At 63.2% G+C, this 14,662-nt stretch carries 14 protein-coding genes; 6 read left to right on the top strand and 8 right to left on the bottom strand.

Annotated elements, in window-relative coordinates; all coding sequences use genetic code 11:
• Positions 1-106 precede the first annotated feature (106 nt).
• From ABE456_RS26290 to ABE456_RS26265, 6 genes are all read right to left on the bottom strand, one after another.
• A complete protein-coding gene (locus ABE456_RS26290; RefSeq protein ID WP_200928998.1) occupies positions 107-877 on the bottom strand; it encodes an electron transfer flavoprotein subunit beta in 771 nt (256 codons plus the stop codon).
• Positions 878-887: 10 nt separating this feature from the next.
• On the bottom strand, positions 888-2,120 hold the full coding sequence (locus tag ABE456_RS26285) for an electron transfer flavoprotein subunit alpha/FixB family protein (protein ID WP_346646525.1): 1,233 nt from the start codon (positions 2,118-2,120) through the stop codon (positions 888-890).
• Positions 2,120-4,072, bottom strand: a complete 1,953-nt coding sequence (dgcB, locus tag ABE456_RS26280) for a dimethylglycine demethylation protein DgcB (RefSeq protein ID WP_346646524.1) — start codon at positions 4,070-4,072, stop codon at positions 2,120-2,122. Before dgcB ends, ABE456_RS26285 begins: the two co-directional genes overlap by 1 nt.
• A 177-nt stretch (positions 4,073-4,249) precedes the next feature.
• Complete coding sequence (dgcA, locus tag ABE456_RS26275) at positions 4,250-6,310, bottom strand: dimethylglycine demethylation protein DgcA (RefSeq protein WP_346646523.1); 2,061 nt, start codon at positions 6,308-6,310, stop codon at positions 4,250-4,252.
• 15 nt (positions 6,311-6,325) lie between these two features.
• A complete protein-coding gene (locus ABE456_RS26270; RefSeq protein ID WP_054891724.1) occupies positions 6,326-6,856 on the bottom strand; it encodes a DUF5943 domain-containing protein in 531 nt (176 codons plus the stop codon).
• Between the two features lie 77 nt (positions 6,857-6,933).
• On the bottom strand, positions 6,934-7,911 hold the full coding sequence (locus ABE456_RS26265; protein WP_016497618.1) for a dipeptidase: 978 nt from the start codon (positions 7,909-7,911) through the stop codon (positions 6,934-6,936).
• Positions 7,912-8,195: 284 nt separating this feature from the next.
• Here ABE456_RS26265 and ABE456_RS26260 point away from each other — a divergent pair, with 284 nt between their 5' ends.
• Positions 8,196-8,597 (top strand): lysozyme inhibitor LprI family protein, encoded by a 402-nt coding sequence (locus ABE456_RS26260; protein WP_346646522.1) that lies wholly within the window; start codon positions 8,196-8,198, stop codon positions 8,595-8,597.
• A gap of 135 nt (positions 8,598-8,732) precedes the next feature.
• On the opposite strand, the gene ABE456_RS26255 is transcribed toward ABE456_RS26260, so the two are convergent.
• Entirely contained in the window at positions 8,733-9,287 is a 555-nt protein-coding gene (locus tag ABE456_RS26255; protein ID WP_346646521.1) for a hypothetical protein, read from the bottom strand.
• Positions 9,288-9,399: 112 nt separating this feature from the next.
• Positions 9,400-10,341 (bottom strand): GlxA family transcriptional regulator, encoded by a 942-nt coding sequence (locus tag ABE456_RS26250; RefSeq protein ID WP_346646520.1) that lies wholly within the window; start codon positions 10,339-10,341, stop codon positions 9,400-9,402.
• A 146-nt stretch (positions 10,342-10,487) separates the two neighbouring features.
• On the opposite strand from ABE456_RS26250, the gene choX reads away from it, so the two are divergent.
• The 5 genes from choX to ABE456_RS26225 all read left to right on the top strand — a co-directional run bounded on the left by choX (position 10,488) and on the right by ABE456_RS26225 (position 14,556).
• A complete protein-coding gene (choX, locus tag ABE456_RS26245; protein WP_346646519.1) occupies positions 10,488-11,432 on the top strand; it encodes a choline ABC transporter substrate-binding protein in 945 nt (314 codons plus the stop codon).
• Between the two features lie 123 nt (positions 11,433-11,555).
• A complete protein-coding gene (locus ABE456_RS26240; protein ID WP_346646518.1) occupies positions 11,556-12,440 on the top strand; it encodes a 3-keto-5-aminohexanoate cleavage protein in 885 nt (294 codons plus the stop codon).
• An 18-nt stretch (positions 12,441-12,458) separates the two neighbouring features.
• Positions 12,459-13,424 (top strand): L-carnitine dehydrogenase, encoded by a 966-nt coding sequence (locus ABE456_RS26235; RefSeq protein WP_346646517.1) that lies wholly within the window; start codon positions 12,459-12,461, stop codon positions 13,422-13,424.
• Between the two features lie 10 nt (positions 13,425-13,434).
• The gene (locus ABE456_RS26230) at positions 13,435-13,911 is read left to right on the top strand and encodes a thioesterase family protein (protein WP_346646516.1); all 477 of its coding nucleotides are present in this window, start codon (positions 13,435-13,437) and stop codon (positions 13,909-13,911) included.
• 387 nt (positions 13,912-14,298) lie between these two features.
• The gene (locus ABE456_RS26225; protein WP_012270100.1) at positions 14,299-14,556 is read left to right on the top strand and encodes a hypothetical protein; all 258 of its coding nucleotides are present in this window, start codon (positions 14,299-14,301) and stop codon (positions 14,554-14,556) included.
• Positions 14,557-14,662: the final 106 nt, after the last annotated feature.

The raw sequence follows: 14,662 nt of genomic DNA, 5'->3' as shown, positions 1-14,662 counted from the left end.
GGGCTGCGCAGCAGCCCCAGGATTTCGAGCCTGGCTCAAGATTGCCGGGGCTGCTGCGCAGCCCATCGCGACGCAAGGCCGCTCCTACAAGGGATCGCGTGAGGACTTAGCGCAGCACGCCCTCTTCCACCAGCAGCTTGAGGATGGCTTCAGCGCCTTCCTGTGGAGAAACGTCCTTCAATACCTTGCCGCCCCCACCACTGGCCTTGGCCGTCGCTGCCTTCATGCGGTCTGCACCGCTCTTGGCCTTGATCACCTTCAACCGCTTGGGCCGTGGCCGGGCCGGTTGCAACTCTGCCTCGGCCAGCAGCTCGTCTTCGACAATGGCCACGTTACGCGCCGCCAATACACCCCGGCGCGCCGGCCCGAAGGCACTCTGGCGCGGCTTGGGCGCCGCGTTATCCACAGTTGCCAGAAACGGCAGGCGCACCTTCAGGCGACGCCGCTGACCACGCGGCAAGGCCTGTAGCACTTGCGCCGTGCCGTTGTCGATCGACTCCACCTCGGCCAACCCCACGATCAACGGCCAGCCAAGCTTCTCGGCCAGCAGGAACGGCAACATGCCCGACCCCTCGCCGGTCTCGGCCTGGCTGCCGGTCAGCACCAGCTGTGCCCCGGCGTCGCGCAGGTAATCGCCGAGCACGCCCAGCACATCGGCACCGGCCGGCTGCTCAAGCACGTCCAGGTGGTCCAGGCCCATGCCCAGGTAAGCGCGCAGCGCTTCTTCGCGCGGGTCACCAGCGTGCACCACCTGCAAGTTATCCCCAGCCAGCTGCAAACCCAGCTCCACGGCGCGGGCATCCTGCTCGGCGCGGCGGGCGCGGCCGGAGCTGGGGTGGGCACCGATGGAAACCAGGCTGATCACTTTCGTACTCATGCTCGTGCCCTTATGCCGCGTCGCGCTGGCCGCCGCTGCGGTAGTTGTCCACAGCCTCGATCAGTGCCTTGAGAATTGCCGAACTGTCGCCAATTACCGACAGGTCGGCCCGTTTGATCATGTCGCAGCCCGGGTCCATGTTGATTGCCACCACCTTGTCGCAGGCGCCAATGCCCTGCAGGTGCTGGATCGCGCCGGAGATACCCACAGCCACGTACACGCGCGCGGTAACCCAGGTACCGGTGGCACCCACCTGGCGGTTGCGCGGCATGAAGCCGTCGTCCACCGCCACCCGCGACGCGCCTTCGGTGGCGCCGAGGGCCGCAGTGGCCTGGTGGTACAGGTCCCAGTCCTTGACACCGTTGCCACCGGAGACGATGAACTCGGCTTCGGCCATGGCGATGGTGGCCGGGTCGACGGCCACCGAGCCGAGGTCTTCGATGCGCGACAGGCTGCGCGCCACACTTGTGGACAACTCCACCGGCAACGCTTCATGACGGGTTTCACTTACCGGCTCGGCACACTCGGCCGCCGCCAGGATCAGGCGTGGCACGGCGCGTTGCAGGTCTTGCTGGCCGGCACCGGCACGGCCGATGCACTGGCCATCCTTGACCTGCCATACCCGCGTCGCCGGGCGCTCGCCCAGCGCCGCACCCAGGCGCCGGCCCAGTTCGCCGCCACCGGTGCGGCTATCGGGCAGCAACCAGTGGCGCGGGGTGAACTGGTTATCCACAGCCCGCAACCCTTGAACAAGCTGCTCCGGTGCATAACCTTCAAAGGCCTCGCCTTCGATGACCAGCAGGCGGTCGACGCCGGCTGTGGAAAAGTTGCTTTCCTTGTGCTCGCCAAACACCACCGCCAGCACTGCACCGTCACTGCCGGCCAGGCTGTGGGCCAGGCCGAGCAAGTCGCGGTCATGGCTGCTGAGGCGGCCGCCGACCATATCCGGCACCACGGCAATGTAGAACGCAGGCATAGGCACCTGGTGCAGCGGCAGCTTGACCTCGGCCGCTGCCGTGCGCCGCCCGCCCACGCCGGTGCCCTGCTGGGCGCCGCTGCGGTCGATGCGCTTGATGCCGGCCGGGCCGATGAAGCCAGCGGCGATCGCATGGGGGTTCTTGCGGATGACGCCATTAGGCCCCATCCAGCTGGTCTGCTGCGTCTGCATGGCCGCATGCAACGGGTGCAGACGGTTACGGGCGATCCACTCGGCGCGTGGGTCGCGGCGGATAATGTCGCTCATCAGTGCACCTCCGCAGGTTCACGTTTAGCCGTTTGCGGCTTTGGGACGGCAGGCGTGTCCTCTTCGATCAGCACGTCAGCCACCAGCTCGGCCAGGTCCTTGATCTGTGGGCGCGGTTCAACCACGCCTTCGAGCATGGCGGTGCACTGTGGGCAACCCACGGCCACCAGTTCGGCCTCGGTTTCGCGAATGTCGTCCATGCGCATGTCGGGGATACGCTGCTTGCCCGGGATGTCGGTAATCGGCGCGCCGCCGCCACCGCCGCAGCAACGGGAACGGAAGCCCGAGCGCTGCATCTCGCGCACTTCGATACCCAGCGCCTTGAGCACTTCGCGCGGGGCTTCGTACTCGCCGTTGTAACGGCCCAGGTAGCACGGGTCGTGGTAGGTGACGCTGCCGCCCTTGTGCTGGCCGAGGTTCAACTTCTTGGCCGCGATCAGTTCGGCAATGTAGGTGCTGTGGTGCTGCACCTGGTAGTCGCCGCCCAGCGCGCCGTATTCGTTCTTCAACACATGGAAGCTGTGCGGGTCGCAGGTGACGATGCGCTGGAACTTGTACTTGGCCAGGGTCTGGATATTGCGCTTGGCCAGTTGCTGGAAGGTCGCTTCGTCACCCAGGCGCCGTGCCACGTCGCCGCTGTCACGTTCTTCCAGGCCGAGCACGGCAAAGTCCACGCCCGAGGCCTTCAGTACTTTGACGAACGAGCGCAGGGTGCGCTGGTTGCGCATGTCGAAGGCACCATCGCCAACCCAGAACAGCACCTCGGTGGTTTTCACCTCCGACAGCAGTTGCAGGTTGAGGTCGGCGGCCCAGTTCATGCGCCCACCGGGGGCGAAGCCGCCGGGGTTGTCGGTGGCGATCAGGTTATCCAGCACCTCGGCGCCCTTGTTCGGGGTGGCGCCCTTTTCCAGGGTGAGGTGGCGGCGCATGTCGACGATGGCATCGACGTGCTCGATCATCATCGGGCATTCCTCGACGCAGGCACGGCAGGTGGTGCACGACCACAGCGTTTCGGCGTCGACCAGGCCATTGACGATCGGCTGGTGCGGGTGGCCGCCGTGTTCGCCGATTGGCTTGCCAGGGTACGGGCTGCCGGCGAACTGGGCGTCGGTGCCACCGGCCAGGCCGATGACCATGTCCTGGATGAGTTTTTTCGGGTTCAGCGGCTGGCCGGCGGCAAAGGCCGGGCACATGGCTTCACATTTACCGCACTGCACGCAGGCATCGAAGCCCAGCAGCTGGTTCCAGGTGAAGTCCACCGGCTTCTCCACGCCCAGCGGGGCGTTCGGGTCTTCCAGGTCCAGCGGTTTCAGGCCGGTGGAGCGGCCGCCGCCGAAGCGCTCGGCACGGCGGTGCCAGGCCAGGTGCAAGGCACCGGCAAAGGCGTGTTTCATCGGCCCGCCCCAGGTCATGCCGAAGAACAACTCCGACACGCCCCACAGCACGCCCAGGCCGAGCACGGCGACCATCACCCAGCCGCCGGTATTGGCGGGCAGGATACCGGCCACCGGCAAGGTGGCGATGAAGAAGCTCGCGGCAAACGCCAGCAGGCTCTTCGGCAGACGCATCCACGGGCCCTTGGACAGGCGCGCAGGCGGGTTGAGGCGGCGTTTGAAGACGAACAGGGCGCCGGTGAACATGATCACCGTAGCCACCAGCAGCGCGTAGCCAAGGATCTTGCTCTGCAGGCCAAAGCCGTGCACCAGGATCGCCAGGGCGGCCGACAGCACGAAGCCGCCCGCAGTGGCCACGTGGGTCTTGGACATGTACTTGTCGCGCTCGACCACGTGGTGCAAGTCCACCAGGTAACGGCGCGGCATGGCCAGCAGGCCGCCGATCAGGTTGACCTTGGAGGGCCGGCCACGCCGCCACATGCGCACCCGGCGCAGGGCGCCGAGCACTGCCAGGCCAAGGGCAGCGAACAGCAGGATAGGTAGAAGGGTGTTCAACATGGGAGGCTCCCACAACAGCTGGATTCTTGCGCCACTCTGAAGATGGGATTGGCCCCTTGTGGGAGCGGGTTCACCCGCGAATGCGTCAGATCAGACAACTCTGTTGCTTGTGCTGACGCTTTCGCGGGTAAACCCGCTCCCACAGGGACCGCACCCGGTGGCGACGATTTTTCTCGATCAGAAGTCCTTGCACAGGCGCAAGGCGTCATAGATCGCCGCATGCACGTTGCGCTGGGCCACGCAGTCGCCGATGCGGTACAGCAGGTAGCCTTCGCCCGGCTGGCTGAGGATCGGCTGTGGCTTGATGGCGAACAGCGCCTCCACGTCGATCTGGCCTTTGTTGCGCGAACCTTCCTTCAGTGCGTAGTACAGCTGCTCGTCAGGGCGCACGCCGTTTTCCACCACCACCTGGTCGACCACGCGTTCTTCCTTGGCGCCGGTGTATTCGTTCTCCAGCACCGCCACCAGCTTGTCGCCTTCGCGGTAGACCTTTTCCAGCATCATGTCGCCGGTCATGATCACTTCTTTCGGGTACATGCTGCGGTAGTAGGTCGGGAAGGTGGTACCACCCATGGCCACGCCTGGCTTGATGTCGTCGGTGACGATCTCGACCTGGCTGCCCTTGTCGGCGATGAAGTCGGCCACCGACATGCCGGTGAATTCGCAGATGGTGTCGTACACCAGCACGTTCTTGCCCGGTGCGACCTTGCCATCGAGCACGTCCCAGCTGCTGACCACCAGCCCTTCGGCTGCGCCCCAGTGCTCGTTCTGCTCAAGGAATGAATGCCCGCCCACAGCCAGCACGATGACGTCCGGGCGCAGGTCCTGGATGGCGGCCACGTCAGCGGCGGTACCCAGGCGCAGGTCGACCTTCAGGCGCGCCAGCTCCAGTTGGTACCAGCGGGTGATACCGGCAATCTGGTCACGCTGTGGTGCCTTGGCGGCGATGGTGATCTGCCCGCCGATCTGGTCTTTCTTCTCGAACAGGGTCACGTCGTGGCCACGCTCGGCAGCCACACGGGCCGCTTCCATGCCAGCGGGGCCGGCGCCAACCACCACCACCTTGCGTTTGACGCCGGTGGTCTTTTCGATGATGTGCGGCACGCCCATGTATTCACGGGAGGTCGCGGCGTTCTGGATGCACAGCACATCCAGGCCCTGGTACTGGCGGTCGATGCAGTAGTTGGCACCGACGCACTGCTTGATCTGGTCGATCTGGCCCATCTTGATCTTGGCGATCAGGTGCGGGTCGGCCATGTGCGCACGGGTCATGCCGACCATGTCCACGTAGCCGCCTTCGAGGATGCGCGTGGCCTGGTTCGGGTCCTTGATGTTCTGCGCGTGCAGCACCGGTACCTTGACCACTTCCTTGATGCCGGCCGCCAGGTGCAGGAACGGCTCCGGCGGGTAGCTCATGTTGGGGATGACGTTGGCCAGGGTGTTGTGGGTGTCGCAACCCGAGCCGACCACGCCGATGAAGTCGAGCATGCCGGTGGCATCGTAGTACGCGGCAATCTGCTTCATGTCCTCGTGGCTGAGGCCATCGGGGTGGAACTCGTCGCCACAGATACGCATGCCCACGCAGAAGTCGTCACCGACTTCGGCACGCACGGCTTTCAATACTTCCAGGCCGAACTTCATGCGGCCTTCGAAGGTACCGCCCCATTCGTCGGTACGCTTGTTGACCCGCGGGCTCCAGAACTGGTCGATCATGTGCTGGTGCACCGCCGACAGTTCCACGCCGTCCAGGCCGCCCTCTTTGGCACGCCGCGCAGCCTGCGCGTAGTTGCCGATCACCCGCCAGATCTCTTCCACCTCGATGGTCTTGCAGGTGGCACGGTGCACGGGTTCACGGATACCCGACGGCGACATCAGGGTCGGCCAGTTGAAGCCGTCCCAGCGCGAGCGACGGCCCATGTGGGTAATCTGGATCATGATCTTGGCGCCATGCTTGTGCATGGCGTCAGCCAGGTTCTGGAAGTGCGGGATGATGCGGTCGGTCGACAAGTTGACCGAGGCCCACCACTCCTGCGGGCTGTCGATGGCCACCACCGACGAGCCGCCGCAGATCGCCAGGCCGATACCGCCCTTGGCCTTTTCTTCGTAGTACTTCACGTAGCGGTCGGTCGTCATGCCGCCGTCAGTGGCGTAGACCTCGGCGTGCGCGGTGCTGAGCACACGGTTGCGGATGGTCAGTTTGCCGATCTGGATCGGCTGGAACATTGCTTCGAATGCCATGACGCTATCTCCGGCTTACAACGGCTTTGTAACGAACAGGCCATCTTCGTGGCCTTCTTCCGAACCGCCGTAGACCTGTTCGGCCACGGTGCGGATCGAGCTGCCGCGGGCAGCGAGAATCTGGTCCATGGCGCCGGCGAACCAGCCGGTGAACATGTAGTCGACCTTGCGGCCGCACTTGCCATAGACGTACACAAAAGCGGAGTGCTTGAGCTTGACGCTGCAGGTGCCTTTGTCGAGGTCGATGTCCTGGATCTCGAACAGGCCCCAGCCACGCTGGCTCAGGCGCTTCATGTAGTGTTCGAACACCGCAACGCCTTCCAGGCCATGGCACTCGGCTTCTTTTTCACACCAGTGCCAGGCGGACTTGTAGCCGGCCTTGTAGAGGATCTCGGCGTAGGCGTCGGCGCCCAGCACTTCCTCGATGCCGATGTGGTTGTTGACGAAGAAATGGCGCGGCACATACAGCATCGGCAGGGCGTCGCTGGTCCAGACACCGGTCTCGCTGTCGACTTCGATTGGCAATTGCGGGGCGATCTTGGCCATGGAAACTCAACTCCATAAAATTTTTATTTGGGATGCCCCGGCGTTGCTGGCAGGGGCTTTCAGGCTTGGAGAGCGGCTTACTCGCCCCACACGTCCTTGAGGACGTTGACCCAGTTCTCGCCCATGATCTTGCGCACCACGCGCTCGGAGTGGCCGCGCTTGAGCAAGGTTTCGGTGAGGTTGGGGAATTCGCCCACGGTGCGGATGCCCAGCGGGTTGATGATCTTGCCGAAGTTGGTCAGGCGACGGGCGTAGCCCTTGTCGTGGGTCAGGTACTCGAAGAAGTCCTGGCCGTGGCCCTGGGTGAAGTCGGTACCGATACCGATGGCGTCTTCACCGACGATGTTCATGGTGTACTCGATGGCCTCGGCGTAGTCGTCGATGGTCGAGTCGATGCCCTTGGCCAGGAACGGCGCGAACATGGTCACACCAACGAAGCCGCCGTGGTCGGCGATGAACTTCAGCTCTTCGTCCGACTTGTTGCGTGGGTGCTCTTTCAGGCCCGAAGGCAGGCAGTGCGAGTAACACACCGGCTTTTTCGATTCGAGGATGACTTCTTCGGAAGTCTTGGAGCCGACGTGGGACAGGTCGCACATGATGCCGACGCGGTTCATTTCCGCCACGATCTCGCGGCCGAAGCCCGACAGGCCGCCATCACGCTCGTAGCAACCGGTGCCCACCAGGTTCTGGGTGTTGTAGCACATCTGCACGATGCCCACGCCCAGCTGCTTGAACACGTCGACGTAGGCGATCTGGTCTTCGAAGGCGTGGGCGTTCTGGAAGCCGAACAGGATGCCGGTCTTGCCCAGTTCCTTGGCCTTGCGGATATCGGCGGTGGTGCGCACCGGCATCACCAGGTCGCTGTTGTCGCGGATCAGCTTCTGGCTGGCGGCGATCTGGTCGACGGTTGCCTTGAAGCCTTCCCAGACCGACACCGTGCAGTTGGCCGCAGTCAGCCCGCCTTTGCGCATGTCCTCGAACAGCTCGCGGTTCCATTTGGCAATGATCAGGCCGTCGATGACGATGCTGTCGGCGTGAAGTTCGGCTGGGCTCATCAGGCTGTCCCCTTTGTTGATTTGGGCCGCGCCGAATCTTCTGCCGGCGCTTTGGGGCCAGCATATGCCTGTGCCTTGCGACGCCCCGATGCAAAAACGACAGGGGGTTTGCCGAAAGCGTCAATGCGCGACAACAGCCCCTCTGCAGCGCTGGCTGGCGATGAGAGACAGTCTCGATAACGACGTTTCTGGCCGCTTTATGAACATTTGCTCAGGTAGCTACCGCCGCGCCTTCGTCTGAGCGAGAATCCCTGCGATTCGTCAGCCTGTTGAGGAGAAAAAGGATGAAATCATTGGCATGGCTGGTACTGCTGGCCGCTGTATCGGGCGCCCAGGCCGGCGAGGAAGAGAGCACCCCGTGCGACAACGTCGACACCGACCAGCAAACCTACGCCTGCGCGGCGTTCAACAAGCAGACCGCCGAGCGCGAGCTGAAAGCGGCGTATGACGACTTGATCCAGCGCATCCGCGACCAGTATGCCGACGACGGCGATCAGGCTGCGGCGCTGGTCGGGCGCATGGACGCAGCCGAGAAGCTGTGGACGCAGCTACGCGATGCTGATTGCAAGGTTGAGACCTATGCCGAGAAGCCCGGCAGCAAGGCGTTCCAAGCGGCCTGGGACACCTGCGTGGCGCAGCGCAGTGATGACCGCTCGGAGTATTTGCAGGCTATCGGGCAACAATGAAAGCCCGAGTACCGTCGGCCATCGCTGTCATGTAAATTCGGCTTCTGAACTCCAGACGCGCCGCGTACCATGGCACCACGCGTCTGGGGTTACGCTGGAGAGTCCAACGCCTCTTCAACGCCCGGTCATACTTTATCAGTATAGGTAAGTGACACCATCAAAGCCTCGGTCACCCAAACCTACAAACACGGGAGTCAAACCCTCAGGTAAATATTCAGTTAACGTGGCCACATAGGGTACGCGGAAATTCCCTGTAAGACCGGGGGATATTTTGAAACAACGCAACCAGCCCCAGTCCGACAATAAATTCAGACACAATTGCGTTCCGCCATAGCCAAAGTCTTTAACTTCCATCGAAATACCTTTTTTCTTTACAAATTCCGGGCAAATGCTCCCCAGGTCCTGACGAATATTAGGACTTATCTCCATTTTGCATGTCGTACCCTTATAGTTTCTTTCACTGTACAAGGTAACTTTGACTTTTCTGTCCTCGGCCGAAACCGCCGAGGCAGGCGGCTTAGCCGCATTAGTGAGGGTGCCCCAAGCCATTTCGGATTGCTCCCGAACCTGGCTCACTTTCGCGTCGGCATCGTTAACCGAAGGCCTCTGCGGATTATTTTGACATCCGCCCAATACTGCAAAGCTGATCAACGCCATCATGCCAATTAGGTGCTTGAACTGTGCTTCCATGGTTGCTCTCCGAGTGAACTCAAGATCGATTTCATCAGCAACCTGCACGCCCCTCAACTGGTAGAAATACCAGTTGACAACGCCTCCACCCCAGCAGCTTTTGAGGAACAGATTACTTTGTTCCCACCCTGCGATCCCGAGGGCATTTCCCGAACTGGGCCTTATAGCATCGAGAGAAATAGGATGCAGATTCAAACCCGCAAGCCACGCTCACTTCCATAACAGTCATATGCGTCTGCAACAAGAGCTGACGCGCCTTATCGAGCCTGACCTTCAAGTACAAGCTTCTGGGCGTGGTGGACAGGTATAACCGAAAAAGTCGCTCCAACTGCCGCCGGGTCACCTGCACCATCTCGGCCAAGACTTGGGTATTGAGCGGCTGCTCGGTATTACGCTCCATTTCGCCAATCACCTTCACCAGCTTCTTGTTGCTGATGCCGTAACGGCTTGCGATCTGCATGCGTTGGTGGTCCTGTCGCTGGCGGATACGCCCGAGCACGAACTGCTCCGACACCTGCACCGCCAGTTCACTGCCATGGGCCTGGGCAATCAGGTCGAGCATCAGGTCGATCGACGCCGTGCCGCCCGCGCAGGTAATGCGCCGCCGGTCGATTTCGAACAGCTCCTGGGTCGCCTGCAGACTTGGGTAGCTCTCCTTGAACGCCTCCAGCGCCTCCCAGTGCACGGTGGCGCGGTGGCCGTCGAGCAGGCCGGCCTCGGCCAGCACCACCGCACCGGTGTCGATGCCGCCCAGAATCACCCCGTCATGGTCCAGCCGGCGTAGCGCCTGCTGCAGCGCCGGCCCGTAACAGGCCAGCGGCTCGAAACCGGCCACGATCAGCAGGATGCCACCAGGCTCACTTGCCGCCAGCGCCGCATCGGCGTTCACCGACATGCCATTGCTGGCCTGCACCGCGCCGCCGTCCAGGCTCAGTACCTGCCAGCGGTACAACGGGCCTTTGAAGCGGTTGGCCACCCGCAGTGGCTCCAGGGCGCTGATAAAGCCCATGGCCGAGAAGCCGGGCAACAACAGGAAGTGAATGATTTGCGGCATTGCATGCTCCACGGCAAAGGTGGTCGCCTCCGTGCAAGTGTTGGTCGCCAGGGTGCGATTTTTCACCCTGCCAGCAGCGTAGCGTGTTCACACGGTCCAGAGAGATCGAACCCCATAACAATACGCACTGCCGATGGAGAGCCACCATGCACAGCTTGATCCGCCGCAGCTTGTTGACCCTTGCCCTGAGCAGCCTCGCCACCTCCCCGCTTTTCGCCGCCGAGCCCGCGGCCTGCAAGAACGTCCGCCTGGGCGTGGTCAACTGGACCGACGTCATCGCCACCAGCGCCATGGCCCAGGTGCTGCTCGACGGCCTGGGTTACCAGACCAAACAGACCAGCGCTTCGCAGCAGATCATCTTCGCCGGCATCCGCGACAAACGCCTGGACATGTTCCTCGGTTACTGGAACCCGATCATGACCCAGACCATCACCCCGTTCGTCGATGCCCAGCAGGTCAAGGTGCTCGACAAGCCCAGCCTGGAAGATGCCCGCGCCACCCTCGCCGTGCCGAAGTACCTGTATGACAAAGGCCTGAAGACCTTCGCCGACATCCACAAGTTCGAGAAGGAGCTGGGCGACAAGATCTACGGCATCGAGCCCGGCTCCGGTGCCAACACCCAGATCAAGGCGATGATCACCAAGAACCAGTTCGACCTGGGCAAGTTCCAGCTGGTCGAGTCCAGCGAAGCCGGCATGCTCGCCGCCGTCGATCGCGCCGTGCGGCGCAAGGAAGCAGTGGTGTTCTTCGGCTGGGCGCCGCACCCGATGAACGTGAACATCGACATGGCCTACCTGGGTGACAGCCAGGACGCCCTGGGCCCGGACGAAGGCCGTGCGACGGTGTGGACGGTAACCGCCCCAGACTACGCCGAACGCTGCCCCAACGCCCACCGCCTGCTGGCCAACCTGAACTTCAGCGCCGAGGACGAGAGCCGCATGATGCAGCCGCTGCTCGACCACAAGGATGCGCTGGAATCGGCCCGCCAGTGGCTCAAGGACCACCCCGAGGACAAGGCCCGCTGGCTTGAAGGTGTGACCACCTTCGATGGCAAGCCGGCTGCGGACAACCTCAAGCTCACCGCCAATTGATCCGGCCTCTTCGCGGGTAAACCCGCTCCCACAAGGTACTGCGCCAAACTCAGGATCACCTTGATCCTGTGGGAGCGGGCGTACCCGCGAAAAGGCCAGCACAGACACCACAAGGAACCCGCCATGAACCACGACGTCATCATCACCTGCGCCCTCACCGGCGCCGGCGACACCGCCTCGAAAAGCCACCTGGTCCCAGTCACCCCCAAGCAGATCGCCGAAGCCGCCGTCGAGGCCGCCAAGGCTGGCGCCACCGTGGTCCACTGCCACGTCCGCGACCCACATACCGGCCGCTTCAGCCGCGACGTGGCGCTGTACCGCGAAGTGATGGAGCGCATCCGTGAAGCCGACGTGGACATCATCGTCAACCTCACCGCCGGCATGGGTGGCGACCTGGAAATCGGCCCGGGCGAAACACCGCTGGAGTTCGGCCCGGGCACCGACCTGATCGGCCCACTGGAGCGCCTGGCCCACGTCGAAGCGCTGCTGCCGGAAATCTGCACCCTCGACTGCGGCACGCTCAACTTCGGTGACGGCAATTCGATCTACGTCTCCACCCCGGCGCAACTGCGCGCGGGTGCCAAGCGCATCACCGAGTTGGGCGTGAAAGCCGAGCTGGAAATCTTCGACACCGGCCACCTGTGGTTCGCCAAGCAAATGATGAAGGAAGGCCTGCTCGACGACCCGCTGTTCCAGCTGTGCCTGGGCATCCCATGGGGCGCGCCAGCCGACACCACCACCATGAAGGCGATGGTTGACAACCTGCCGGCCAACGTCACCTGGGCCGGCTTCGGCATCGGCCGCATGCAGATGCCGATGGCGGCGCAGGCGGTGCTGCTGGGCGGCAACGTGCGAGTGGGCCTGGAAGACAACCTGTACCTCGACCGTGGCGTGCTGGCCAGCAACGGCCAGTTGGTCGAGCGCGCGGTAGAGATCATTTCGCGCCTCGGTGCCCGTGTGCTGACCCCGGCCGAAGGCCGGGAAAAGATGAACCTCAAACGCCGCTGAGCCGACCTGGAGACCAACATGACCTTCATCACCGAGATCAAGACCTTTGCCGCCCTGGGTAGCGGCGTGATCGGCAGCGGCTGGGTTGCCCGCGCCCTGGCCCACGGCCTGGACGTGGTCGCCTGGGACCCGGCGCCCGGCGCCGAGCAGGCGCTGCGCAAACGTATCGCCAACGCTTGGCCGGCCCTGGAGAAACAGGGCTTGGCGCCTGGAGCGGCACAAGACCGGCTGAAGTTCGTAGCCACCATCGAGGAATGCGTGCGCGACGCTGACTTCATCCAGGAAAGCGCACCCGAACGGCTGGACCTGAAACTCGACCTGCACGCGAAAATCAGCGCTGCCGCAAAGCCAGACGCCATTATTGGCAGCAGCACCTCAGGCCTGCTGCCCAGCGAGTTCTACGAGTCGGCCACCCACCCCGAACGCTGCGTGGTCGGCCACCCGTTCAACCCGGTTTACCTGCTGCCACTGGTGGAAATCGTCGGCGGCAACCGCACTGCCCCCGAGGCCATCGAAGCGGCCAAGGCCATCTACACCGCCCTGGGCATGCGCCCGCTGCACGTGCGCAAGGAAGTGCCCGGCTTCATTGCCGACCGCCTGCTCGAAGCGCTGTGGCGCGAGGCGCTGCACCTGGTCAATGACGGCGTTGCCAGCACCGGCGAGATCGACGACGCGATTCGCTTCGGCGCCGGCCTGCGCTGGTCGTTCATGGGCACCTTCCTCACCTACACCCTGGCCGGTGGCGATGCCGGCATGCGCCACTTCATGGCCCAGTTCGGCCCAGCGCTGCAGCTGCCGTGGACCTACCTGCCAGCGCCGGATCTGACCGACAAGCTGATCGACGATGTGGTCGAGGGCACTTCGGAACAACTGGGCGAACGCAGCATCGCCGCGCTGGAACGCTATCGTGATGACACCCTGTTGGCGGTGCTGGACGCGGTGAAAACCAGCAAAGCCAACCACGGCATGGCCTTTGGCGATTGAGGAGCACGCGATGCCCGCACTGATCACTTACCGCACCCCGGTGCAGCAGGACTGGGTCGACTACAACGGGCATTTGCGCGATGCCTTCTACCTGCTGATCTTCAGCTACGCCACCGATGCGCTGATGGAGCGCATCGGCCTGGATGCCGACAGCCGTGGGCAGAGTGGTAACTCGCTGTTTACCCTGGAGGCGCACATCAACTACCTGCATGAAGTGAAACTGGGCAGCGAGGTGTGGGTGCAGACGCAGATCATCGGCTTTGATCGCAAGCGCCTGCACGTCTACCACAGCCTGCACAGGGCGGGGTTTGACGAGGTGCTCGCGGCCAGCGAGCAGATGCTGCTGCATGTGGACCTGGCGGGGCCGAGGTCGGCGCCGTTCAGTGAGCACAGTATCGGGTTGCTGCAGGGGTTGGTGGATGAGCAGCAGAGCCTGCCGTCGGCCGAGTTCGTCGGCAGGGTGATGGGCCTGAACACCCGATCTTGAACAAAACTGCGTGCCCTGTGGTTGCGGTTTTACCCGCTATTACGTCGTTAGCTTCACCATCGCATTCGCGGGTAAACCCGCTCCCACAGGGATTTGTGCATGCCTTCAAGTGTTGCTTCGGGCAAAAAAATAACCCCGGAAAGCCGTGAGCATCCGGGGCCAAGAGCGAGCAACATCCACTGTGCACGAACGAGGGTGACCAAACCCTGCGTTGCGGTAGATGGCTTGAGTGTGCGCACTTCCTGGCAGGTGGATTTAGCCGGGAACGACCTGTTCTTAGCCAAAGCAGCCATGCCGGCATTCTGTTGTTGCGGGTATGTCGCGGGCGTCACAGAATCGGTCGTAAATCACAGCAGCACTCTCTTAGCGATAAAAGGGACAACAGCCATGATGCATGCGGATTTGATTGACCAGGACGATCTGGCAGGCCACCTGCGCGCGCGCGGGTTTGAGATTCCGGCCGGGGCCAGTGCCGAGCAGGCCTGCGAGGCGGTGGTGCGCGGGCTGACCGAGCCCAATGCGCGGGCACTGAAGGGCATGGTGGAGCAGATGTATACCGGTAGTGCGACGATTTTGCCGGCGGTGCGCCAGGCCATCGACAAGCAGCTGTTGCCGGCGTTGGCGCAGTTCAACAAGCGCGCCTGACTCGTTTTTCCTGTACTGGCCTCTTCGCGGGTAAACCCGCTCCCACAGGTACTGCACCGGACTCAAAAGCGGTGCGATACCTGTGGGAGCGGGCTTACCCGCGAAG

Origin of the sequence: Pseudomonas sp. TWI929 (assembly GCF_039673335.1) — a bacterium.
Lineage (GTDB): Bacteria > Pseudomonadota > Gammaproteobacteria > Pseudomonadales > Pseudomonadaceae > Aquipseudomonas.
This window is presented reverse-complemented; position numbering and strand designations above follow the sequence as displayed.